The sequence below is a fragment of the Aquiflexum sp. genome (genome assembly GCF_041749095.1).
In the GTDB taxonomy this organism is placed as follows: domain Bacteria; phylum Bacteroidota; class Bacteroidia; order Cytophagales; family Cyclobacteriaceae; genus Aquiflexum.
Map to the genome: position 1 here is coordinate 1 of NZ_JBGTCA010000352.1, position 23,935 is coordinate 23,935.

The window sequence follows — 23,935 nt, forward strand, 5'->3', positions numbered from 1 at the left end:
ACGATACCACATTGTAAAGCCATTAATAATTCTCTTTTTAGATTTTGAAGATTTTATATTCCTTGTACCCGATATAGAATTCCATCACGGACACTCTGATAATGGTATAAACGGGGATAGCAAAGATCATCCCCAGGATACCGGCGATTTTTGCACCGGCAAAGATAACAACAAAAATTTCAAGCGGATGCGCTTTTACAGATTTCGAAAAAATCAAGGGTTGCAATATGACATTGTCCGTAATCTGAACCACGGCAAAAACAGAAAGGATTTTGAAAACCATTAGACCGATTTCATTGGATCCACTAAAATCCCCCGTGGATAAACCAACAATTACCCCAAAGGCAGCGCCTAAAATCGGACCTGCATAAGGAATCAGATTGGCCACTGCTGCAAACATGGCGATAGTCAACGCATAATCTATGTCCATCAAAGTAAGTCCGATGGAGGCTATCGAAAAGATACACGTAATCTGGATCAGCAAGCCAACAAGATAGTTTGAAAGTAGTCTCTCAACCTTGTTGAAAGTGGATACAGCCAACTCAAAGTATTCATTGGGAATCAGATTCATCAGGTTTCTTCTCAGCAGGCCATTTTCCAATAAAAGGAAAAAAGTAATGAAACTGACAGCCATGATTGCAATCAATAAAGAGCTTGTTGTATTCACTATTGTATTGATAAGACCCTGAAAATTGATGGAACCGAAACTTGTAATCATATTTTCTCTAACCTGCATGATCAAAAATCCAGGTTCACTTTTTACAATTTCGTATCGGAACAATAAATCTTCGATTTTTCCCACTGGGTTCTGGATTTGTTCATAAAGATAGTCCAGATCGTAAGAGGATATAACCTGTATCTGAGCCGAAATTAGAGGGATAAACAACAGGCTGATCAGAAAAAATATATTAATGACCAAAGCAAAGGACAGTATAATGGACAACCATCTCGGGACATGTTGTCCCATCAAATGAAAAGAATTGATTCTATTGGTCAAAGGCCTCAATATGGCTGCAATGACAAGGGAAAATATCAGATATAGGGTAATATTCGCAAAATACCAGCCAAGCAATAAAAATATAACAATGACAACTAGAAGATAAATGACCGGCCTTTTCATATAAGTAAGGAAAATTAAAAAAGAAAAAGAAACATCCAATAGTTAATCTGAATTTCAGATCAAAAAATTTGAAATAAATCCTTATTAGATGATTCTTTTTCCAGCTTGGTCATAAAGTGGGGATTAATCCCACTTCAACTCATCATCAAACTCAGTTTCAGATTCTTCCTTATCAAACTGGGAAAAGTCAAAATCCGGCAGGAGTTCATTTTTGACATGATCAACTGAATCTTGCAATGCTTCAATAAACTTACCGAAATCTTCTTTGTACAAAAAGATTTTATGTTTTTCAAATACAAATGAATCGTCTTTCATCCGTCTTTTACTTTCGGTGATGGTTAAATAATAATCGTTGGATTTGGTTGATTTCACATCAAAAAAGTAAGTTCTCTTACCGGCCTTTACTCTTTTCGAGAAGATTTCTTCTCTGTCATTTCCTCTATGATCTTCCACTGTGCAAGGTTTTAAAATGATTGTTTACGTAATTATTTGCGAGACAAGATAAATGAATTCGAAAAATATATTCAAGGGATTGTCCAGTTTTTTTTAAAAACTTATTTTTTCTAATCCTTTTGGTTACCCCATAACCACTATTAAAGAGTTTTTGGGTATAAAAAAAAGAGGGAAGTCCCTCTTTATTCTCCGTGCATATGTTCTTTTTTTGCCATAAGAATCTCTTCTGATTCCCTATGTTCCGGATCGTCCACACAACAATCCACCGGACAAACTGCTGCGCATTGCGGTTCCTCATGAAATCCGGTACACTCTGTACACTTTTCTGTCACGATATAGTAAAACTCGTCTGATACAGGTTCCTGTTTTTGATTGGCATCTATAACGGTACCATCCTCAAGTGTAACTTCTTTTAGTTTTGTACCTCCTGCCCATGTCCATTCGATACCTCCTTCATAAATGGCTGTATTGGGACATTCGGGTTCGCATGCACCACAATTGATGCATTCATCGGTTATCATTATTGCCATGTTGTATCTTTTTGTTGCCCAAAATTAATAAGCATTTAACAAAAGACGCAAAAAAAAGTTGTCATACTAATTAATTTATATTCATTTTTTCAAAATTTTTTTAAATCTGTTTTGAATATCTTTGCCCAAAATCATAGAATGATGACGCTGGAAGAAAGAATAGAGGCATTTGTTAAACTTGGGGAGAGGATAAATGATATGGGTGAGGAGGAGTTTGAAATCCTGTCAATCAGGGTGCAGAACAATAACACCTGGTTTACTCCCGAACAGACTAAAAATGCACTTCAAGCTTTATCAATCAATTTGGTAAAAGAAAATCTTGAAGCTTGGCTCAGCTCCTATGATTTAAAAGATGCCATAAAGACAAAATCAATTGGGATTTTGATGGCCGGCAATGTGCCTGCGGTCGGATTTCATGACTTTATGTGCGTGTTGATGGCAGGTCACAGGGCCTGCATCAAGTTGAGTTCTTCTGACCATGTCCTGATGAACTGGCTTATCACGGAACTGATCACATTGGAACCTAAGTTTGAAGAGATGATTTCTGTAGAGGATATGTTAAAAGCCAAAGACGCCTACATTGCCACAGGAAGCGATAACTCCGCCAGGTATTTTGAATATTATTTTGGGAAATACCCGCATATTATCCGTAAGAACAGAACCTCAGTAGGGATTTTGGATGGTTTTGAACAAGCAGATGATCTTAGAATCTTTGGCAAAGATATTTTTCAATATTACGGATTGGGATGCAGAAACGTATCCAAACTTTTTGTCAGAGACAAGGATACATTGATCGAATTCCTCGATGCCATTGCTGAATTCAAAGAAGTAGCCCAAAATCATAAATACCACAACAACTACGAATACAACAAATCCATTTACCTGGTCAATAAAGAACAACATTTGGACAATGGATTTCTTTTGATGAGAGAAAGCAGCGCATTGGTCTCCCCCATAGCGGTATTATATTATGAGCTTTATGATGATATGGAGCAATTGAATACCAGGTTGTCCGAAGAGAAAGAAAAAATCCAATGTATCGTTTCCCTGCAGGGATGGTATCCTGGTAGTTTGGAATTTGGAAGCGCTCAATGCCCCGGTTTAAGCGATTATGCTGATGGAGTAGATACACTTCAATTTTTAAAACAGCTTTCATGAATCCTTTAATCTGTTTTCTTTGACAGATAAAAGCTAAAGTCACTGCCCTCATTCAAGGTACTTTGTATATACAAGGTGCTGCCGTTTTTTTCAATATAATCCTGCACCAACAGTAATCCCAATCCTGTTCCAGATTCTTTGTTTTTGCCCAAAGTGGAAATGGATTCTTTGTTTCTCAATTTTTCCAGATTTTCAGGGGGTATACCGGAACCTGTGTCTTTAATCCTGACATATACTGAATCCGGTTTTTCTTTCAGAATAACTGAAACAGTATCACCGGGACCGGAAAATTTAATAGCATTACTAATGAGATTTCTGATTGCAAGGTCTATCATATTTTTGTCAGCAAAAACAAAAATATCGCCTTTGGTATATTTGACTTTTTTAAGAAAAACACCTTTTTCATTGACTGTTTTATCAAATAACATAAACTGTTCCTGAATCATGTCTTCTAAGTTAAACTCCTCCCTCTCTATTACTTCCCCCTTCATCTGACTGCTTGTCCACCCCAATAAGTTTTCCAATAAAATGGATACTGAATCCATGTTCTTATTGACCTCAGGAATCATATCGAAAAACTCATCTTTTGCTATAAGACCCTCATTGGTCAGTCGGATAAGTTCCCTCACACCAAGTATTGGGCCTTTTAGGTCATGTGAGATGATGGTAAACAATTTGTCTTTTAGGGAATTGGTTTTCACCAGTTCATCCGCTTGATATTGGAGTTGCCTTTGTATTTTTTTCTCAGCACTAATATTTTCAAACAACACCACCACCCCGCTAAATACACTTTTTTTGTCCAGAATTGGAATGCATTCTATTCTAAATTCACTGTTATCAACTCCAGTACCCAATTCGAGTTCCAACCCACATACTTCCCTTTTTTTGATGAGCTCCATCAGTTCAGGTTTGTTTCCGAACAACTCCTCCATTGTTTTGCCGATTAATGAGATTTTAGGCTTGTTGAGTGCCTTTAAAATAGCATCGTTATAATCAATCACCCTATCTCGTGGATCAAATACCAGTATTCCTTTTGTGATCAGTTCGAACACTTTATCCCTTGCAATAGGCTTGATATTGAAGAGATCAAACCGCAACAGGGCTAATCCAATAAATATATAGGTAAACAAAAATGCATAAGGGGTCAAGTCAATGTGGTCAAACGGCCGGTAGCCCAAAAGATATATAATATTGAAAAACCAGGGAATAATGCCGGCAAAGATCAATAAATTGGTCTGTTTTCTAAAAATGCTATCTGCCCCCTTAAATTTAAGAAGCAAAAGAATGTTTCCAAACAAAAGAGATACATAGAAATAGATGGTATGAACCATGTACCATGGGCCGATTGTAATATTCAATAATGGAAACGGTCCTGAGGTGTAAACTGAGACTTCTTTATAATGTAAGTGATGATATTCATTGGTCAATACCAGCAAAAATGTGATAAGTGGAATGGCATAAACAATACTTGCTGATCTGTAATTAATCCATTTATCCAATCCCGCATATTTCAAACAAAACCAAATCCATGTTCCGGGTGCAATGGCAATGCCAATATATTCAACTTTTACCCAAAACATCATGCCTTCAAGAGTTTCACTTAGTAGTTCTAACCCATATCCAAGCGCCCAAATGGAAACAAGAAGCATGGTGAAAGCAAACCATCGGACAGCATCTTTCATTCTGTAAATAATTACAGCGGAAATTCCAGCAACTAACATTCCTGAAACTAAAAGGATAATGGAAAAAATATTAAGTTCCAAACTAAATAAGTGATTATGATTAGGCATAACAATGTAAACATTTTTTTTGTTGAAATAATGACTTTTTACACCATAGTTATATGAATTGGATTAAGCTTGTATTGTCGTCATTTCCTTTATTACTTTGTCAGGATTGAGAATAAACTAAAACCTGACAGGTTTTTAGCTCTTTTAACAGTTAATCTATTGCATTTACAACACATAAACCGGGCAGGTTTCTTCCTTTGATATCAATTTGACAAAGTAGGGTTAACTTACAGGGATGAAATATTCTTGATATGGATAAAATTAAAAGCCGAAAATTTAATATAGGGTTTCCTTCCACCTTTGAAATAGCATTGCTGTTGACAGGTATTGTTTTCATCTTGATCTTGATTTTCACTAAACCAGGCCCGCAAAATGTTTCATCTTATGCTTTTGAAGTGCTCAAATATTGGCAAGAGGGTTTCTGGGAACTTCTTGAGTTTACCATTCAAATGATTTTGATTTTAGTCTTTGGCTATTCATTGGCCATATCTGACCAAGTAAATAAATGGATAGCCAAATTGTCCAATATGGCTGACACTAATTTGAAAGCTGTATTAATAACAGGAACAGTGACGCTGATTGCAGGATATATCAATTGGGGATTTGGATTGGTTATTGGTGCTATTTTGGCCCGCAAAATGGGTGAAGTTAATTTTGAAAAAAGAATTCCGATCAATTATCCTTTGGTCTGTGCAGCTGGTTATCTGGGTATGATGGTTTGGCATTCAGGTCTATCAGGTTCTTCTACCCTGAAAGTTGCAGAGAAGGGACATTTTTTGGAGAGTACCATAGGCGTTTTACCAGTTTCTGAAACGATTTTTTCGCAACATAATTTCCTGATCAATTCGATATTGGTGATTGTGCTTTTGTTGATTTTGTATTTATTGAGTAAGAAAAAAACACCTACGACAAGTTTCCCGGTAATTAATGTCAGGGATGAAAATGAATTAAGGTCAGGCAAAGGTTATCTGGGAGCAATCATTGGGATTTTGATTCTCTCATTAGGTCTCTCAGATTTTATTTTCTCGGAAAAGGGCAATCTTGGGTTTTTTGACCTCAACTTTGTCAATTTCCTTTTGCTCGGAATTGGTTTATTGCTTTTCAAAAATCTGAAAGATTATGTAAAATCATTGGAAGCAGGTTTAAAAAGTGCAACTGACATATTGATACAATTTCCATTTTATGCAGGAATCATGGGGATGATCAAGTATTCAGGGTTTTTGGAAGATATGGGTTCATGGCTGGTGAATATATCTACTGCCGAAACCATTCCATTGCTATCTTTTTTCAGTGCGGCAGTTGTTAATCTGTTTATACCCTCCGGTGGGGGTCAATGGGCCATTCAAGGACCGATTTTAATGGAAACTGCAATGCAAATGGGAGTTGATCCTTCCGGAATGGTGCTTTCATTTGCCTATGGTGACCAATTGACTAATATGTTACAGCCATTCTGGGCTTTGCCACTTCTTTCCATCACCGGGATTTCAGCCAAAGACATACTAAAATATACCATTTACTTCTTTTTGTGCGGACTGTTGGTATTTGGCTTGGGTATCTGGAATTTGATATGTTAAACCACTCTTGTAATACTCTACAATAAATCACCAAGGCTATATTGATTTTACTTCTATTTTAGACCCGTTTTTTTATCTTTGCGATCGATAATAAGAATTCCTTTATACTATATAAACTTTATTTTAAATGGCATTTGATATAGAAATGATCAAATCGGTGTATGCAAAGTTTCCATCCCGTATAGAAGCAGCAAGAAAAGCCGTGGGCAGATCACTCACTTTAACGGAAAAAATATTGTATGCTCACCTTTCAGAAGGAGAGGCCTCCCAAGCCTATGAAAGGGGGGTATCCTATGTGGACTTTATTCCGGACAGGGTTGCCATGCAGGATGCAACTGCCCAAATGGCCTTGCTACAATTTATGCAGGCAGGAAGAGATCAAGTAGCCGTGCCATCCACTGTTCACTGTGACCACTTGATACAAGCTGAAGTAGGCGCGCTTGCCGACCTTGACAAAGCAAAAGATAAAAACAGAGAAGTATATGATTTTCTTTCGTCTGTTTCAAACAAATATGGTTTAGGATTCTGGAAACCTGGAGCAGGTATCATCCACCAAGTGGTTTTGGAAAATTATGCATTCCCTGGTGGAATGATGATTGGGACAGACTCCCATACCCCTAATGCAGGAGGGCTTGGAATGATTGCCATCGGCGTGGGAGGGGCAGATGCCTGTGATGTCATGGCAGGATTTCCTTGGGAACTCAAATTCCCGAAATTGATAGGTATTAAGCTGACTGGCAGACTTTCCGGATGGACATCTGCAAAAGACGTCATCCTAAAAGTAGCCGGTATTCTTACCGTCAAAGGCGGCACAGGTGCCGTAGTTGAGTATTTTGGAGAAGGTGCCAAATCACTATCAGCAACCGGTAAAGGAACCATCTGCAACATGGGAGCTGAAATAGGCGCTACCACTTCTATTTTTGGTTATGATGAAAAATCAGAAGCTTACCTCAGGGGTACTGAAAGAGGGGATATTGCCGATATGGCCAATGGAATCAAGTCACATTTGACCGGCGATGAGGAAGTATATGCCAACCCTGAAAAATACTTTGATCAGGTAATTGAAATCAATCTTTCCGAATTGGAACCACATGTCAATGGTCCATTTACCCCGGATTTGGCATGGCCCTTATCAAAATTTGCTGCCGCAGTTAAGGAAAACGAGTGGCCTGCAAAACTTGAAGTAGGGCTTATAGGTTCTTGTACCAATTCATCTTATGAGGATATTTCCCGCGCAGCATCATTGGCACAGCAGGCTGTGGACAAGAAGCTTGTTGCCAAATCTGAATATACAATTACCCCTGGTTCCGAGCAAGTTAGGTTCACGGTGGAGAGAGATGGGTTCCTGAATATTTTTGAAAATATGGGCGGAGTGGTTTTGGCCAATGCCTGTGGACCATGTATCGGTCAGTGGGCCAGGCATGGTGCAGAAAAGCAGGAGAAAAACTCCATCATTACCTCATTCAACAGGAACTTTGCGAAAAGGGCAGATGGTAATCCAAACACGCATTCATTTGTGGCCTCCCCGGAAATAGTTACAGCTTTGGCAATAGCGGGCGACCTGACCTTCAATCCCATGACTGATTCTCTTACTAATGAAGAAGGAAATCAGGTCAGATTGGACGAGCCTACAGGACTTGAATTGCCAACAAAGGGTTTTGCCGTGGAGGATGCGGGATATCAGGCACCTGCTGAAGATGGTTCTACTGTTGAGGTGGTTGTTAATCCAAAATCCGAAAGACTACAATTACTGGAACCTTTTATACCATGGGAAGGAACAGATCTTACCGACTTGAAATTATTGATTAAAGCAAAAGGAAAGTGTACTACTGACCATATTTCTATGGCGGGTCCATGGTTAAGATACAGAGGACATTTGGACAATATTTCCAATAACATGCTCATTGGTGCCGTCAATTATTTCAATGAAGCGACCAATAAAGTCAAAAACCAACTGAACGGTGAATATGGTGAAGTACCGGCTGTACAGCGACAATACAAACTTCATGGTGTGGGTTCTTTAGTAGTCGGTGACGAAAACTACGGAGAAGGATCCTCAAGAGAACATGCTGCCATGGAACCAAGATTTCTTGGAGTAAGGGCAATTCTGGTAAAGTCTTTTGCAAGAATCCATGAAACAAACCTTAAAAAACAAGGTATGTTGGCACTGACTTTTGCAAATACATCAGATTATGTCCTTATTCAGGAAGATGATGCCATTGATATTGTAGGTTTAAATACCTTCGCTCCCGGAAAACAATTGACTGTTGTGTTGAATCATGCTGATGGAAGCAAGCATGAAATCAAAGTCAACCATACTTATAATGCCGGACAAATAGAATGGTTTAAGGCAGGTTCTGCGCTTAATCTGATCAAAGCAGGCATTTGATAGGCATTTGAAAAGAAAAAAGGCTGTTGATTTTAAATCACAGCCTTTTTTTTTGTCTTAGATAAGAATATGGTATTAAATTGTGACAAAGTAGCAGCGCATGGAAACCGGTTTTACTTCTTACAGGATAACGAGAAGATTCTTTTATCATTTCTTTATTTTTTCTATCTTTTTATTCCAATTCAGATCAAGCTTTGGACAAACTGTCGAATCAGATGAAAGGGCATTGCTCAATGTAGATGAGGGAATAAGATTCTCTAAGGATTCCCTCTTTTTGATGAATTTAAGGTTCAGAATGCAGAACAGGGCAGGATTGAATACTTTAGGAGGAGATGAATTTAGCATCAATGCTTTTGAAATGAGGGTCAGGAGACTCCGTTTGCGTTTTGACGGTTTTGTTGGTAATCCCAAATTCCAGTATTATATTCAATTGGCTTTTTCTAAAGCAGATCTTGATTTAGAGACATCCGTAATAGCCCAACCCATCAGGGATGCAATTATTTATTACATTGTTTCGGACGATCTTTATTTTGGTTTTGGACAGTCCAAATTACCGGGTAACAGACAAAGGGTGACAAGTTCAGGTAATCTTCAATTTGCCGACAGGTCTATTGCCAATGGATTGTTCAATATTGACAGGGATTTTGGATTCTTTGCCTACTATACCAAAAAACTGAAACAGGATTCTTATTTACAACTCAAAGGTGTGGTTTCTTCCGGAGATGGGAGAAATGCCTCCGCCATCAATGATGGTCTTGCTTATACGGGAAGGTTGGAGTACTTGCCTTTTGGTCTGTTTAAGAATAATGGGGATTATTCCGAGGGAGATCTTGAATTTGAGCCCAGACCTAAAATTTCCATCGGGATAACCTATTCAAAAAATTTTAAAGCCAATAAAACCTCAGGGCAATTGGGTCAGGAATTATTTGAAAAAAGGACTATGGACAGTTTTATCCTGGATGGTGTATTGAAGTATAAGGGAAACGCAATCCTTGCTGAATACATGCAAAGGACTTCACCTGATCCGTTTACAAGTAATTTGGCCGGAGAGATGAGATTTGTACAGATTGGACATGGCGTCAATATGCAATTGAGTAAGGTTATTTATCAGAATTCTGAATTGGCTCTTCGTTATTCTTTCGTAGTACCAGGGAATCAGATTACTGCTTTTCAACAAAGGATAGATGAGGCAATGATGGGGTATACTTATTACTTAAGAGGACATAGAATAAAATTACAAGGTAATTTTGGATATAAATGGCTCGAAGGTCTTCCCAATTTGGATAATTCTGGAAATTCTTGGACAGGAATGTTTCAGGTGGAATTTGGAATTTAATTCGAAAAACATTTTTTATATTTTTAATTGCAAATAGTTTGGTACAAAAAACAATTTAATGTATGTTTACAGCACTATATTATTTAATTACTTATCACCCGAGTTCAAATAGTTTAATCATCACCCCATTTTGCTGTTTCTTATGAAAGAAAGAGGTATCAATAATACGTTCAAAAAGATCATCTATGAATCTTCAGAGATGGTCTTTTTAGCCGATGATACCTATCCGTATAATATTTTTTATACCAATGTCGCCTTTGATAAGGGGATTGGTCAGTTCCTTGAAGAAAAGACGTTGGTCAGTTTGGGGCTTGATATCAATTCCTACATTTTCAATGAAGAATTAATCGTTGATTTTCAGGAAAGAGAATTTGTGTTCAATTTGGAGTTGCCTCAGGAAAACGGCTCCAATTATTTCCTTTTCTATAAGGGTAAGGAGATGAAAAGCAAGGGAATGCCTTCAAAAAAGGATACCCATCAGTTTCTCAAAAACTGGAATGATATCATTGGAATAGGGCAGGAGAATTTTCTTTCATGGATCAGCGAATCTGTTGAAACATTGTTGGGATATTCTCAGGATGAAATCACTAATGTGGAGTTGTGTCAGTTTTTTCACCCCGAAGATCTTCCAAAAGCCCAAAAGCTAATTCAGGATGTAAAAGTAGAAAAGCAACAAAGTCAATTTAAAGCACGAATGCTCCATAAAAAAGGAGATTATGTTTGGATGAACTGGCAGGTTAATTTTATTGAAGGTAATTTTCACATCATTGGCCGGGATATCAGTTCAGAGCAATTGGCAATTGCAGATAGAGAGTGGAAGCACGAGTTGTTTAATCTTGGAGAAAAAGTTTCCAAATCCGGTGTTTGGGAAATTTCATTGCCTGACAATACAATTTATTGGAGTGAAGAATTATATGCCATACACGAAATTGATCAACCTGCCTCATTCACAATAGATCAGACCATTCTTTATTTTCTTCCTGAATTCAGGGTACAGATACAAAAGGCAATGACCGAACTGATGGCCATAGGAAACGGTTTCGACATCAAAGCTAAAATCAGGACCCAAAAGGGAAATGAAAAATGGGTAAGAATATTGGGCAAAGCACTTTTCAAAGACAACGAAGTCAATAAAGCCTATGGTACTTTCCAGGATATTTCTGATGAATATAATTTATTGAATGAGTTGGGTCTTTTCAAAGAGATGTTTGACCTTTCTCCCGAAGCCATTTTGGTAACAGATGTATCCGGAAAAATCATTTTTACCAATCAGGAAGCTAATCAGAAACTGGATTTTTCGCCTGAAAACATCCATACAAATTCAATAAGAGATTTTGATTGCAGCTTTATGGAGGAGTCCCCATGGGTTGACCATGTTTCACATTTGACAAGTGAAAAAAGCAGAATCTATCAGAGTTCATTTAAAAAATCAAACGGAACTGAATATCAGGCAGAAGTGAATTGCAACCTTACAGAAATTCAGGGGAAAAAGTATATCATATCATTTGTGAGGGATATATCTGATAGAATTGTACTTGAAAAGTCATTACAGGAATCCTCAGATTTTTTACTGCACTTGACCGAACAGGTACCCGGTGCCCTTTACCAATTTGTATTGGACAAAGACGGTGAAATGAATTTTTCCTATTTAAGTCCGGGTATCAAGGATTTGCTGGGTGTTAGGGAGGATGAATTCAACAGCATGAAAAATATTGGTCAGGCTATCAATAAGGTCCATCCTGAAGATATCGCACAGGTTTTGACTTCCACAGTGGCATCAGCGAGGACCCTAAAGCCTTGGACCTGTCAATTTAGACTAATTGAACCGATCAATGGGAATTATAAATGGGTCTTGGGTGCTGCCAAGCCTGAGCTTTTGGAAAACGGTGATGTGGTTTGGTACGGATATCTCACAGACATCTCCGAACAGAAACGCTTTGAAAATAACCTTAAGAGTGCCAGAGAACAGGCGGAAAGAGCAAGTCAGATCAAATCCGAATTTCTTTCCATGATCAGCCATGAACTGAGAACACCGCTGAATGCGATTTCGGGTTCGGTGTATTCTCTGTTGCAGGATGACCATACGTCAATTCAGGCCTCTGCTTTGAACACTATCAATTTTGCTGTTGACAATCTGATCATCATGATCAATGACCTCTTGGATTATCAAAAAATCGAAGCCGGTAAACTGACATTGGACTATAATCCCATGAACCTCAAAAATGTAGTGGGCCAGGTCATCAATGGACTGGAATTTCATGCCAAAGACAGTAGAAATAAACTCACCCTTCACATGCTTGAGGAGCTGAATATTGATGTCAAAGGTGATAAAGTCAGATTGGCCCAGGTGTTGAACAACCTGATTACAAATGCACTCAAATTCACAAATAATGGAAAAGTAGATGTTACCTTGAAATTGAAGGAGAGTAAAGATGGAAAAGCCAAGGTGTATTTTGAGGTTAAAGACACAGGTATCGGAATAGCCAAAGAACATCAGGCCAGAATTTTTGACCAATTTGATCAGATACAACATTCGTTCAGCAAAAAATATGGAGGTACAGGTTTGGGTCTTTCCATTACCAAAAAATTGCTGGAACAAATGGGCAGCAACATCAATATAGAGTCTGAATTGGGAGTAGGTTCTGTGTTTTATTTTGAAGTTGAGTTTGAAAAATTCAATAAAGTCACTTCAACAATTCCTACACCGGTAATACATGCCGAAACATCTTTAAGAAAAGTCAAATTACTGATGGCAGAAGATAATGATGTCAATGCCTTGGTGTTAGGTAAGATAATCAAAAAATGGGGCTTGGATTATGACAGGGTGTTCAATGGTCAGGAAGCAGTGGATGCTGTGTCCAAAACCAGTTATGACTGTGTTTTGATGGATATTCAAATGCCGGTAATGGATGGCTTCGAAGCTACCTCAATTATTAAAACTATTTCAAATGTACCGGTCATCGCATTATCTGCGGCTGCCAAACAGGATCTTTTGGAAAAAATTGAAGAAATCGGATTTACAGGTTATGTTTCCAAACCAATTGATGCTGCTGAACTTTTAAAGAAAATCAAAGAAGTCATTGGCTAAGCAATCAAAGATTATTTGCTTTTTCTAAATACTCCTTCACCAAGTCCATTTCGGGATCTTTTTCAAACACCTCAGTCAAATACCTCAAAGCCTGCTCTTTTTCATTTTTGAAATAATGATAAATCCCTTTGTTCCTGAATGCAAATAGATTTTTAGGGTTTTGTTTCAGACTGTAATTAAAATCCTCTATACCTTTTTCCAATTCATTCTTAAAAATTTGATAAAGTCCCCTGTTATTATAAAAATAGGCTTGGTTGGAATTCAGTGAAATTGCTTTGTTGATCATTATCATTGCAGTATCAAGTTCGCCTGAATCGAATGCGATCATTGACCTCAAATTGTAGATATTAGCTTCGGAGGGAGCTGATTTTTCGGCTTTGTCCAAAGCGTTTCCGGCTTTTTCAAAATCCTTTAGATAATAGTAGATGGTTGCCTGATTTACCAATACTTCGGGATTCTCAGGGTAAAGTTTCAGGGCTTTTTCGAAAGAATCCAAAGACTCCTGATAATTTTTGAGTTTTTCCAGCACCAATCCTTCCAAAAAATAACTTCTCCAACTGTCAGGGTTAATTGATAACAGTGATTTACTATCTTCCAAAGCCTTGTAAAACTCACCATTGTCCATATAAGTCACTCCTCTTTCAAAAAGGGCCAGGGTATCCTTAGGGTAGGTTCCCAAAATGGAAGAATAATCTGAAATGGCATTTTCAAGCCTGTTCAATTGATACATCACCAAGCCCCTGTTGAAAAGGGCATCCCGGAAATCAGGGTCAATTTTAAGGGCTTCTGCATAAAAGTCAACGGCAGACTTGGTATCATTTTCTTTTAATTTTTCATTGCCTTTAAGCAGATACCTTTCTTTTTTGGTCTCCGGACTATCACAGGAAATCAAAAAGATGTTCCATATCAGAAAAATTATTATACTATTATATGATATCAGTCTCTTTTTTGACATACTTTTTTTCTTCACCTAATAACAAGGCATACGGCATAGTGGACTCACTGAGTTCAAATATTTTTTTTAATACAGCCATAGTAGGAATAATCATGATCATTCCGATTACTCCCCAAATGGAGGCGCCTACCAATAAGCCCACCAATGTAACAAAGGCATTGAGATTAACATTACTGCCAACAATCTTTGGAGTTAGGAAATTACTTTCAATCAATTGGATAATCCAAAAAGCAATCACGACACCCAAAGGGTAAAAAAGACTGTCTTTGGTAAGAAATGCAAAAATCGTAGGTAAGACGGCGCCAAGAAATGGACCCAAATAAGGAATAACATTTAATAAAGCAGCAAAGACGCCAAAGAAAACGGCATGTTTGATTCCCAGACCAAACAAGACAGCGATATTCATAACTGCTAGTATGGCCATTACTTTTATGATTCCGATAATGTAATTCTGAACCACTTTCCTTAAAATTCTGATCTCCTGTTTTATCTTTTCATTTTCATGATTTTTAAAGAGGGATGCTATGAACATGGTAAGATGATCTCTATATAGAAGAAAAAAGAAAATAAAAACAGGTAAAAGCAATACACTAGCAAGAGATCCCAAAGTACCAAGAAGGAATTCGGCCAAATTTGAGCTATTTGATTGTAGGAGGTTTATCAAATAAACCTGATCAAACCCCTGGCCAATACCGGTTTCAATACTCAGTTTTTCTATAATGAAACCATCTATTTGTTGCAGGTAATTGTTGAGCCTTTCTCCTACATTTCCAAGATCTTTACTAAAACTCGCAACCTGTAAGACCACAAATGCAAATATGCCAAGGATGATGATAACTCCGGAAAGAAGGGCTATGGTAGTACTCAGGATTCTGCCGATTTTCTTACTCTCCATCCAATTGCCTATTGGAGTCAGTAGTACTGAAATCAATCCTGCAAGAAATAAGGGTACAAGAATACTTCGACCTATAATCAGGATAAAAATGATTACAATGATAAGTGAAAGTACTAATAGCGCTTTGAGATAGGCTGGAAGTTGTAATCTATCGGTATCCATATTCCTGTTAAAAACTTAAATTTAAATTATTTTCATTTATCCGAGTTCAGCCTTAAATATTAGGGAACTTCCATTTTTATATTTTTTGATCTTTAGAAATTTCAGTGCCAACAAATTTTGTTCAATACTCAAATGACAAAGGGATTATTAAAATTAGTTCTATTTTTGACAGATTAAAAATTAAATAGTGGAAAGAGAAAAGTCGAATTGGATCAGGGTAGCATTTATTGTCAGTCTAGTGTTACTGGTGGTGAAATTCTATTCTTTTTATATCACCAATTCTATGGCAATTCTGACTGATGCGCTTGAAAGTATTGTCAATGTCGTTGCTGCAGGATTTGCAACTTATAGTATTTACCTGAGTTCCCGGCCTAGGGATGATAATCATCCGTATGGACATGGAAAGATTGAATTTTTCAGCGCAGGGGTTGAAGGTACTTTGATCATTCTTGCAGGAGTATTTATTTTATATCAGTCAATTTATAATCTGTTTTTCCCAAATGAACTTGAAAAATTGGTTGAGGGAGTTATATTGGTAACATTCGCCGGTTCGGTGAATGGTATTCTCGGATTTTTTTTACAGAGGAAAGGTAAGGCACTTAACAGCCTGACCCTTGAGGCAAGCGGTAAACATTTGATTACTGATACCCTGACCAGTTTCCTTTTGGTTTTTGGCGTTTTGATCATTTACCTGACTGAATATGTATTTCTGGATTCGGTGATTGCTATGTTGTTTTCTTTCTATATCATGTTCTCCGGGTATGGATTGGTAAGAAAATCTGTAGGTGGGCTTATGGACGAGGCAGACCCAAGGGCTGTAGATGCCACGGTTAATGTCATCAATCAAAACAGAAAAAATACTTGGATAGATATTCATAATATGCGGGTGCAGCAATATGGTGGAGACAGGCATATTGACCTTCATTTGACATTGCCATATTATTTTGATTTAAAGCAGGTGCATCAGGAGGTGGTCGAACTCGAAAAAGTTTTGGAGGATGACTGGATGGGAGATATGGAAGTTTTTGTCCATTCGGATCCATGTATTCCTGAAAAATGCTGCCATTATTGCCAAATTATTGATTGTCCTGTAAGAAAAGTGCCTTCAGCAAAGAAAATAGAATGGACAGCGTCAAATATGTCCAAGAACCAAAAACATTTTCATGATCTTCATGGATAATTATGTTTTGCCAAAGAATATTTTTTCTAAAAAATTTTACGATATTTGACAAAATACAAAAAACTTAGTATATTCGTTAAAAAAAAAAGCCATGAACGAGGACAAACAATTTCGGATACTGCTAGCGGTAACATCCGTAGTATGGTTGATTCTTGTTGGGGTCCTCATTGTGATCTAACAAGAAATCAAAGGATTAAAGCTGTTCCTTAAACAGCACTTGCTTTTCAAATGGATTAATGAGTTTAAAAAGAGACCTGTCTGAGCGGGTCTTTTTTTATGTTTTAGGGTCAAGAAGGGGTTTTGCAGTTTTGTTTTATCCTTCCAAAGCTTGGTGACAAACAAGTGCCACTTGATTTCAATGTGAAAAAATGAATTATTGGATAATTATCAAAGAGAGGATAGGCGAAACCCCATCCTATTTTTATACAATTATCTTCTGTCCTGTGAATCAGAAATAATAGCGTAACAGAACGCTGACTATTTGATACTGATCAACTTATCCAAGACTAACTGCAAAGAATTTTTTTCTAAACGCTTAAATTAATCCTGCTCTTTTCAACAGCGCTTCCGGTTTAGGTTCCCTTCCTCTAAATCTTCGGTAAAGAATAGACGGATGTACCCTTCCTCCGGCAGAAAGGATATTTTCCCTAAACGAAGTAGCAGTTTCCTTATCAAAGATCCCTTTTTCCAAAAAGAGTTCAAATGCATCTGCATCCAAGACCTCGGCCCATTTGTAGCTGTAATATCCTGCAGCATATCCCCCTTGAAATATATGTGAGAAAGATGTGCTCATCAAAGTACCTTCAACATCAGGCAAAAGATTGGTTGCCCCCATCACTTTCTTTTCAAATTCGGGAATATCCTTTATCTCAGATGGGTCGGTGCTATGGTATGCCATATCCAAGAGCCCAAAACTTATCTGCCTTAAGGTCTGATATCCTTGATGGAAATTGGAGGCATTTTTTATTTTCCTGATCAGATCCTCAGCGATCGGTTCACCGGATTCATAGTGTTTGGCAAAAAGATCCAGACAGTCCTTTTCATAACACCAGTTTTCAAATATCTGGGATGGAAGTTCTACAAAATCCCAATAAACACTCGTCCCGGAAAGGGATTCATAGGTACCTTTTGCCAACATCCCATGGAGTGCGTGTCCAAATTCATGAAAGAGTGTGGTCACTTCATTAAATGTCAAAAGTGATGGTTTGGTTTTGGTAGGTTTTGTAAAGTTAAAGACAATAGACACGTGAGGCCTGTTTTCTTTACCATCAACAACCTTCTGTCCACGGAAACTTGTCATCCAAGCCCCGTTTCTTTTCCCTGTACGTGGAAAAAAGTCCGCATAGAAGACCGAAACATGATTTCCATTTTCATCCCTGACTTCATAGGCAGATACATCCGGATGGTAACCAGGAATTTCATTATTGATTTCAAATTTCAATCCGTAAAGTTTTTCTGCTGTGGTAAAAACACCATCTATGGCATTTTCAAGTTTGAAGTACGGACGGAGCAATTCGTCATCCACTTCATATTTTTGTTTTTTGAGTTTTTCGGAATAATAGCCAAAGTCCCATTTTTCAAGGTGATCGAGGTTATCCAACTCTTTGGCGAATTTGGCAAGTTCCTCTACTTCTTTTTGGGCTTTTGGTTTTGCTTTTTGCAATAAATTGGAAAGAAAATCCATTACCTCAGGTCCACTTTTGGCCATTCTTTCTTCCAGTACAAAATCGGAAAAACTCTTGTATCCCAATAAAGCGGCCCGCTCTGTTTTCAACCTGAGCATATCCTTGATAAATTGCTGATTGTCAAGTTCGTCGCTTTTACAACATTTGGTATTATACGCAATGAAAATCTCTCTTCTCAAAGATCTGTTATCCGCATAGGTCATGAATGGTATGTAGCTGGGATATGCCAATGTAAACACCCATTTTCCTGATTTCCCTTTTTCTTCGGCTGTTTGGGCAGCAGCTTCTATGACAGCATCAGGCAGTCCGGAAAGGTCAGCTTCATCCTCCACAACCAATTCATATTTATTGATTTCTGCCAGTACATTTTCCCCGAATTTGAGCCCAAGTTGAGAGAGTTCTTTATCTATTTCCCTGAGCCTGCTTTTTTGTTTTTCATCTAACTGGGCACCATTTCTTACAAACGCCTTATAAGTTTTGTCCAAAAGGGTTTCCTGCTCTTCATTTAATTTTAATTGATCTTTTTGGGAAAAAACCTGCCTGATACGGTCAAATAACACTTCATCAAGAAGGACATCATTGCTATGTGCAGTCAGTAAAGGAGCAATCTCCCTTGCCAATGCCTGTATTTCGTCATTGGTTTCTGCTGAGTTTAGGCTAAAAAAAATGGAGGAAACTACACTAAGTCTTTCTCCGGCCCGATCCAAAGCCGCTACTGTGTTTTCAAAGTCCGGCAATGCCTCACTTTTGACTGCAGCGATGTCGTTTTTTGCTGAATTTATGGCATCATGGATAGCCGGTAGAAAATGTTCGGTTTTGATCAGGTGAAAAGGAGGTGTGTCAAATGGGGTATTGAATTTTTCCAATAATGGATTCATAACTATATTTTTTTTATTAATTCTGAAAAACGGTTCAGTTTGGGCAAAGTTAACCAACTTTTGAGGTTATATGGAAAAGCAGTAGGTTAATAAAAGCTAATGGAGTGAACCGGGAGAATCAGGATTTGTAGACAACGATATAGAATCCCAGCCAGATTAAAAGGCAAATGACATAGCTGAATATTACAACTATTGTTGATTCCGATATACTTCTCCTGCTTATGGTGTGGAATCCCAACATTAAAGCAACAATATAAAGGACTTCAAAAAGGTTGATCGCTTGGAGCGGATAGATATATTGTGGGGAAATCGAGTCCTGATCGGCCAAATTATATAAGGATAATGGATAAAAGTTTTTTACGTTCTCATAAGAGACAGAATCTGATGGTTGGATAAAATACAACAATTTTATCAGCTCGGGAAAAATAAATATCACTTCCGCTACAAGGATAAATTGCCAGAGTTTGACAAAAGATGTTTTGTACCCAAAAGCAAACCCGCCCGTCCAAATCACAGAAGCAGTCACCGTGAATTTCCACAACAAAGCAAAAGGTGTCCAAAAGTAATTTAAAGCATTAAAAATATGAAAGATGGTGAAGCTTCCATCAGCCTCCAACTGCTCATAGCCAGTTATACTTTGCAGGATCAGGTCATTGGTCACATAGCGTATCAACAAAAATAATATAACCAGAATCAAAAAAAACAACCTCTTGTCGAAATCTATTGCCTCCTGAATACGTTGAGAAATTGAACTTTGCGGAATCGTCATATTATAAAATAATTATTGCCAAATCTAAATGATTGTTTGGATTACCATATAATTTTAGGGAAAATTTAGAATAAGAATGCGGACATTACTGATATTAATTGGTTTTTTATTCATAAGCATGACTACTGTGGCTGAGGCTCAGGAAAAGCCATTGGACAAAATCGGCTTTGATGAACCTCCTTATCTTTTGTTGGATAAGGGGCTTCAGTTCAGGATTACTGAAAATGTAAATGCCTTATATAATTTTGATTTCGAAACTGCGGAGCGCGGTTTCAGGGTGATGAGGTACCAATATCCGGACCATCCTTTGCCCTATTTTTTAATGGGTCTTAGTACTTGGTGGAAAATCGCTCCGGATATTGAAAACAAGAAAATGGACGATTTATTCATTAGGCAGATGGACGAGGTGATCGACAAGGCAAAAAAAATCCTGAATGATGATTCTGAAAATAAAGAAGCTGCGTTTTTTTTGGCAGGTGCTTATGGCTTTCAAGGGAGGCTGCTAAGTGAAAGAAAGAGTTGGACGAAAGCTACATTTGCCGGAAAGAATGCCCTGAAATATCTCAATTTGAGCAAAGGTGAAGAAGAACTTAACCCGGAGCTTCTATTGGGTGATGCACTTTTCAATTATTTCTCGGTTTGGATTCCGGAAAACTATCCTATATTAAAACCGGTCGTGGCCCTTTTTCCAAAAGGCGACAAAGCTTTAGGGTTGAAACAATTAGAGGATGTTGCCCAAAATTCCTTCTATGCAAGAGTGGAAGCACAATATTTTTTATTTAGATTATATTCTTCGGACGAAAAGCAACCATATAAAGCTTTGGCCATTACAGATTACCTCCATTCTAAATTCCCCAACAATCCCTATTTCCACCGGTCTTATGCAAGACATTTATATACAGTAGGAAGAATTACAGAGTCCAAAGATCAGTCAGAAGAAATATTGAGGAGAATTGAAGAGAAATGGACAGGGTATGAATCCAATTCAGGGCGATATGCGGCATTTTATATCGCCCAATTTTATGACAGGATCAATGAAAAACAGGAGGCAAAAAAATATTACATCAAGACCTTAACCTATGGTGAAGAATCTGAAAGCCAGGAGAGTGGGTATTATTTGTATTCTTTGATTGCACTTGGAAAAATGGCCAATGAGGAAAACAACAAAGCCCTGGCTAAGCAATATTTTAATAAAGTAAAGAAATATGCTAAAAGAAAACACCCTGCTCATATCGAAGCTAGAGCTTATATCAAAAAGAATAAACTTTAATTAAACTTTGCCGTACCAAACAAAGGAAATTCAGGAGAAAATTTGAAAATTTTCAATAAGTTGAAAATAATTCAATGCAAAAAATCTGAAAAGTAGTTAATCAGATAACAATATTTTGAATTCAGCCACGTTTTTTGTGGGTAATTGTTTTAAAACAAAATTAAATTATATTAACTTTGTACGACATAATATTTCGAAAATTCTTCAATCATGGATAATAACATAAAAGTGAAATTCGACAAAATAGACCGCAAGATCCTTGAGATCCTGCAAGGAAATGCCAAAATCACCAACGCCCAACTTTCAAAAGATATAGGACTTTCGCCTGCCCCAACCTTGGAAAGGGTTAAGAAATTGGAGCAATCAGGTATCATAAAAAGTTACCATGCTAAATTAGATCCTGAAAAAATAGGACTTGGAGTGAGTACTTTTGTACTTGTTAGCCTCATTGGCCATAATAAAGGTAATATCGATGCTTTTATGAAGGAAATCAATCAAATTCAGGAAGTGATTGAATGCCACCACATTACAGGTACAGGCGATTTTATTCTTAAAATAATTGCTAAAGATATCACAGCCTATCAAAAATTGATGCTTGAAAAAGTGAGTGAAATTAAAGAAGTGGATTCAATGCAATCTATGGTGATTCTTTCAACATTTAAGGACAGCAAAGTTTTGCCAATCCCTGCATAAATTAAAAATGTACAAATATAAGGGTGGCCAAAAGTCACCCTTTTTTTTGCCCTATTATGGAAAACCCCTGGAAAACCAAATCGATTAAAAATATTTATGAAAACCCCTGGATGAAGCTTGAGGAGCATCAGGTCGTGAATCCTTCCGGAAAAGACGGGATTTATGGCAAGGTTATTTTTAAAAATAAAGCTTTGGGGATTATCCCTGTTGATCATGAAGGAAATACCTGGCTTGTAGGCCAGTATCGCTATACCCTGGATGAGTTTTCCTGGGAAATACCCATGGGTGGCGGACCATTGGAAATTGACATATTGGAATCCGCAAAGCGCGAGTTGAAAGAAGAAACCGGACTTCTTGCCCAAAAATGGACCAATATTCTAAGGATCCATACATCCAATTCGGTTACAGATGAGGAAGGTTTTGTTTTTCTTGCTGAGGGACTGACCGAGGGGGAAACGGAATTTGAAGAAACAGAACAATTGCATGTCCTCAGACTACCCCTCCATGAAGCAGTCCAGAAAGTCCTTGATGGTGAGATTACAGATGCAATATCAATTGCAGGCCTACTAAAGGTAGCCAAACTGAAAAATATTTGATCAATTCGGATAAGGTAGGTAATGAAAATTGCTGATTTTAAAGAAAATTTTTCGAAAACCACTTCATTGGCGGTACCTGTAATGCTCAGTCAATTGGGGCAGGTATTGGTAGGTGTCGCGGATAGTATGATGGTCGGTAGGTTGGGGGCAGAACCTTTGGCAGCAGCGTCTTTGGCAAATAGTATTTTTTTTGTAGCCCTGATGTTTGGTATTGGAGTATCTATGGCAATTACTCCTTTGGTGGCCATGGAGGATGGAAAGAGAAATGCAGGAAAAATTTCCAGACTTTTCAACCATGGATTTGTGATCAATATGGCTACAGGCACCATGTTGTTTTTGTTGATAATCCTGGCCTCTCCATTATTAAAACATTTGAATCAACCTGAAGAGGTGGTGGTCCAAGCTGTTCCATACTTGGCTATTATAACTTTTTCATTGTTGCCATTCATGTTTTTTCAAACATTCAAGCAGTTGGCAGAAGGACTTTCCCAAACCAAACAGGCCATGTATATCACGCTGTTCTGCAACGGAATAAACGTTTTTCTAAATTGGGTTTTGATCTATGGTAATTTGGGATTTCCCGCAATGGGATTGATCGGCGCCGGTTGGGCCACTTTAATTTCCAGGATTTTGATGGGAGTCATCATCGTATATTATGTCCGGAAATCGAAAAGGTACAAACCATATTCTTTGGGCCTGGGGATAAAAAAAATGAGTTTTCCTATGATAGCAAGAATGTTGAAAATAGGTGTGCCTACCGGCTTTCAGTTTATTTTTGAAGTCGGAGCTTTCAGTTCAGCGGCCATTATGATGGGGTGGATCAGTGTCAATGCGCTTGCTGCCCATCAGATAGCCATCAATCTGGCTTCGGTAAGTTACATGATGGCATCCGGCCTATCCATAGCTGCAATGGTCAGGGTGGGCAATCAGTTGGGAAGAAATGACATCAAGTCCCTACGCGAGGCCGGTTTCACAGTATTTGTAATGGTGACAATGTTTATGAGCATATCGGCCTTTATTTTTATTGTTTTCAGGGAGTTCCTGCCGACTCTTTATATCGACGATGCGGCGGTAATCCAAATGAGTGCAACCCTTCTGATCATTGCCGGTTTATTCCAATTATCAGATGGGATTCAGGTGGTCGGGTTGGGCGCATTGAGGGGTATGGCAGATGTTAGAGTTCCTACTATAGTCACCTTAGTGGCTTATTGGGTCATAGGATTGCCATTGGGATATGTTTTTGCATTTGTATTTGGAATGCAGGAAGTCGGCATTTGGTATGGTTTACTGATAGGGTTGACTGTTACAGGTATCCTGCTTTTATTCAGGTTTCATCGGTTAAGTGCCCGTCTATTACGGGAAAAGAATTCAAAAATCCCATCAGTATAGTTTGGTTTTTTATTTATGTTGATTC

The 23,935-nt window shown here is 37.9% G+C and carries 18 protein-coding genes; 10 read left to right on the top strand and 8 right to left on the bottom strand.

The window, feature by feature from the left end; translation table 11 throughout:
- Positions 1-37: 37 nt before the first annotated feature.
- The 3 genes from ACEW8O_RS15730 to ACEW8O_RS15740 form a co-directional block, all read right to left on the bottom strand.
- Complete coding sequence (locus tag ACEW8O_RS15730) at positions 38-1,120, bottom strand: AI-2E family transporter (RefSeq protein ID WP_373495577.1); 1,083 nt, start codon at positions 1,118-1,120, stop codon at positions 38-40.
- Positions 1,121-1,243: 123 nt separating this feature from the next.
- The gene (locus ACEW8O_RS15735; RefSeq protein ID WP_373495578.1) at positions 1,244-1,573 is read right to left on the bottom strand and encodes a DUF3276 family protein; all 330 of its coding nucleotides are present in this window, start codon (positions 1,571-1,573) and stop codon (positions 1,244-1,246) included.
- Between the two features lie 182 nt (positions 1,574-1,755).
- On the bottom strand, positions 1,756-2,103 hold the full coding sequence (locus ACEW8O_RS15740) for a 4Fe-4S dicluster domain-containing protein (protein ID WP_373495579.1): 348 nt from the start codon (positions 2,101-2,103) through the stop codon (positions 1,756-1,758).
- Positions 2,104-2,244: 141 nt separating this feature from the next.
- Between ACEW8O_RS15740 and ACEW8O_RS15745 the strand changes: the two genes are divergently transcribed.
- Positions 2,245-3,261: an acyl-CoA reductase gene (locus tag ACEW8O_RS15745; RefSeq protein ID WP_373495580.1), complete on the top strand. Its 1,017-nt coding sequence runs from the start codon at positions 2,245-2,247 to the stop codon at positions 3,259-3,261.
- 5 nt (positions 3,262-3,266) lie between these two features.
- Here the strand turns inward: ACEW8O_RS15745 and ACEW8O_RS15750 are convergent, their stop codons facing one another.
- Positions 3,267-5,024 carry a histidine kinase N-terminal 7TM domain-containing protein gene (locus ACEW8O_RS15750; RefSeq protein WP_373495581.1) on the bottom strand — a complete coding sequence of 586 codons (1,758 nt, stop codon included), beginning with the start codon at positions 5,022-5,024 and terminating at the stop codon, positions 3,267-3,269.
- Between the two features lie 278 nt (positions 5,025-5,302).
- On the opposite strand from ACEW8O_RS15750, the gene ACEW8O_RS15755 reads away from it, so the two are divergent.
- The 4 genes from ACEW8O_RS15755 to ACEW8O_RS15770 all read left to right on the top strand — a co-directional run bounded on the left by ACEW8O_RS15755 (position 5,303) and on the right by ACEW8O_RS15770 (position 13,438).
- A complete protein-coding gene (locus ACEW8O_RS15755; protein WP_373495582.1) occupies positions 5,303-6,625 on the top strand; it encodes a TIGR00366 family protein in 1,323 nt (440 codons plus the stop codon).
- Between the two features lie 127 nt (positions 6,626-6,752).
- A complete protein-coding gene (locus tag ACEW8O_RS15760) occupies positions 6,753-9,014 on the top strand; it encodes an aconitate hydratase (RefSeq protein ID WP_373495583.1) in 2,262 nt (753 codons plus the stop codon).
- A gap of 100 nt (positions 9,015-9,114) precedes the next feature.
- Positions 9,115-10,350, top strand: coding sequence for a porin (locus ACEW8O_RS15765; RefSeq protein WP_373495584.1), 1,236 nt, complete (start codon positions 9,115-9,117; stop codon positions 10,348-10,350).
- 142 nt (positions 10,351-10,492) lie between these two features.
- Positions 10,493-13,438: a PAS domain S-box protein gene (locus ACEW8O_RS15770; protein WP_373495585.1), complete on the top strand. Its 2,946-nt coding sequence runs from the start codon at positions 10,493-10,495 to the stop codon at positions 13,436-13,438.
- Between the two features lie 4 nt (positions 13,439-13,442).
- Here ACEW8O_RS15770 and ACEW8O_RS15775 read toward each other — a convergent pair whose 3' ends face one another.
- Complete coding sequence (locus ACEW8O_RS15775; RefSeq protein ID WP_373495586.1) at positions 13,443-14,393, bottom strand: tetratricopeptide repeat protein; 951 nt, start codon at positions 14,391-14,393, stop codon at positions 13,443-13,445.
- The gene (locus tag ACEW8O_RS15780; protein ID WP_373495587.1) at positions 14,365-15,450 is read right to left on the bottom strand and encodes an AI-2E family transporter; all 1,086 of its coding nucleotides are present in this window, start codon (positions 15,448-15,450) and stop codon (positions 14,365-14,367) included. The genes ACEW8O_RS15775 and ACEW8O_RS15780 overlap by 29 nt, the downstream gene beginning before the upstream one ends.
- Before the next feature lie 187 nt (positions 15,451-15,637).
- On the opposite strand from ACEW8O_RS15780, the gene ACEW8O_RS15785 reads away from it, so the two are divergent.
- Complete coding sequence (locus tag ACEW8O_RS15785) at positions 15,638-16,630, top strand: cation diffusion facilitator family transporter (RefSeq protein WP_373495588.1); 993 nt, start codon at positions 15,638-15,640, stop codon at positions 16,628-16,630.
- 535 nt (positions 16,631-17,165) lie between these two features.
- On the opposite strand, the gene ACEW8O_RS15790 is transcribed toward ACEW8O_RS15785, so the two are convergent.
- Both ACEW8O_RS15790 and ACEW8O_RS15795 read right to left on the bottom strand, forming a co-directional pair.
- Positions 17,166-19,193, bottom strand: a complete 2,028-nt coding sequence (locus tag ACEW8O_RS15790; protein ID WP_373495589.1) for a M3 family metallopeptidase — start codon at positions 19,191-19,193, stop codon at positions 17,166-17,168.
- 118 nt (positions 19,194-19,311) lie between these two features.
- Positions 19,312-19,962, bottom strand: a complete 651-nt coding sequence (locus tag ACEW8O_RS15795; protein ID WP_373495590.1) for a sulfate ABC transporter permease — start codon at positions 19,960-19,962, stop codon at positions 19,312-19,314.
- Between the two features lie 118 nt (positions 19,963-20,080).
- Here ACEW8O_RS15795 and ACEW8O_RS15800 point away from each other — a divergent pair, with 118 nt between their 5' ends.
- The 4 genes from ACEW8O_RS15800 (at position 20,081) to ACEW8O_RS15815 (ending at position 23,910) form a co-directional block, all read left to right on the top strand.
- A complete protein-coding gene (locus ACEW8O_RS15800; RefSeq protein WP_373495602.1) occupies positions 20,081-21,232 on the top strand; it encodes a tol-pal system protein YbgF in 1,152 nt (383 codons plus the stop codon).
- Between the two features lie 210 nt (positions 21,233-21,442).
- Positions 21,443-21,925 carry an Lrp/AsnC family transcriptional regulator gene (locus tag ACEW8O_RS15805; RefSeq protein ID WP_373495591.1) on the top strand — a complete coding sequence of 161 codons (483 nt, stop codon included), beginning with the start codon at positions 21,443-21,445 and terminating at the stop codon, positions 21,923-21,925.
- Positions 21,926-21,981: 56 nt separating this feature from the next.
- On the top strand, positions 21,982-22,521 hold the full coding sequence (locus tag ACEW8O_RS15810) for an NUDIX domain-containing protein (protein WP_373495592.1): 540 nt from the start codon (positions 21,982-21,984) through the stop codon (positions 22,519-22,521).
- A gap of 21 nt (positions 22,522-22,542) precedes the next feature.
- The gene (locus ACEW8O_RS15815) at positions 22,543-23,910 is read left to right on the top strand and encodes an MATE family efflux transporter (protein ID WP_373495593.1); all 1,368 of its coding nucleotides are present in this window, start codon (positions 22,543-22,545) and stop codon (positions 23,908-23,910) included.
- Positions 23,911-23,935: the final 25 nt, after the last annotated feature.

Coding starts and splice junctions, on each gene's coding strand:
- ACEW8O_RS15755 (WP_373495582.1), top strand. CDS start 5,303: ATGGATAAAATTAAAAGCCGAAAATTTAATATAGGGTTTCCTTCCACC.
- ACEW8O_RS15795 (WP_373495590.1), bottom strand. CDS start 19,962: ATGACGATTCCGCAAAGTTCAATTTCTCAACGTATTCAGGAGGCAATA.
- ACEW8O_RS15780 (WP_373495587.1), bottom strand. CDS start 15,450: ATGGATACCGATAGATTACAACTTCCAGCCTATCTCAAAGCGCTATTA.
- ACEW8O_RS15790 (WP_373495589.1), bottom strand. CDS start 19,193: ATGAATCCATTATTGGAAAAATTCAATACCCCATTTGACACACCTCCT.
- ACEW8O_RS15815 (WP_373495593.1), top strand. CDS start 22,543: ATGAAAATTGCTGATTTTAAAGAAAATTTTTCGAAAACCACTTCATTG.
- ACEW8O_RS15730 (WP_373495577.1), bottom strand. CDS start 1,120: ATGAAAAGGCCGGTCATTTATCTTCTAGTTGTCATTGTTATATTTTTA.
- ACEW8O_RS15765 (WP_373495584.1), top strand. CDS start 9,115: ATGGAAACCGGTTTTACTTCTTACAGGATAACGAGAAGATTCTTTTAT.
- ACEW8O_RS15800 (WP_373495602.1), top strand. CDS start 20,081: ATGACTACTGTGGCTGAGGCTCAGGAAAAGCCATTGGACAAAATCGGC.
- ACEW8O_RS15770 (WP_373495585.1), top strand. CDS start 10,493: ATGAAAGAAAGAGGTATCAATAATACGTTCAAAAAGATCATCTATGAA.
- ACEW8O_RS15775 (WP_373495586.1), bottom strand. CDS start 14,393: ATGTCAAAAAAGAGACTGATATCATATAATAGTATAATAATTTTTCTG.
- ACEW8O_RS15805 (WP_373495591.1), top strand. CDS start 21,443: ATGGATAATAACATAAAAGTGAAATTCGACAAAATAGACCGCAAGATC.
- ACEW8O_RS15745 (WP_373495580.1), top strand. CDS start 2,245: ATGACGCTGGAAGAAAGAATAGAGGCATTTGTTAAACTTGGGGAGAGG.
- ACEW8O_RS15760 (WP_373495583.1), top strand. CDS start 6,753: ATGGCATTTGATATAGAAATGATCAAATCGGTGTATGCAAAGTTTCCA.
- ACEW8O_RS15740 (WP_373495579.1), bottom strand. CDS start 2,103: ATGGCAATAATGATAACCGATGAATGCATCAATTGTGGTGCATGCGAA.
- ACEW8O_RS15810 (WP_373495592.1), top strand. CDS start 21,982: ATGGAAAACCCCTGGAAAACCAAATCGATTAAAAATATTTATGAAAAC.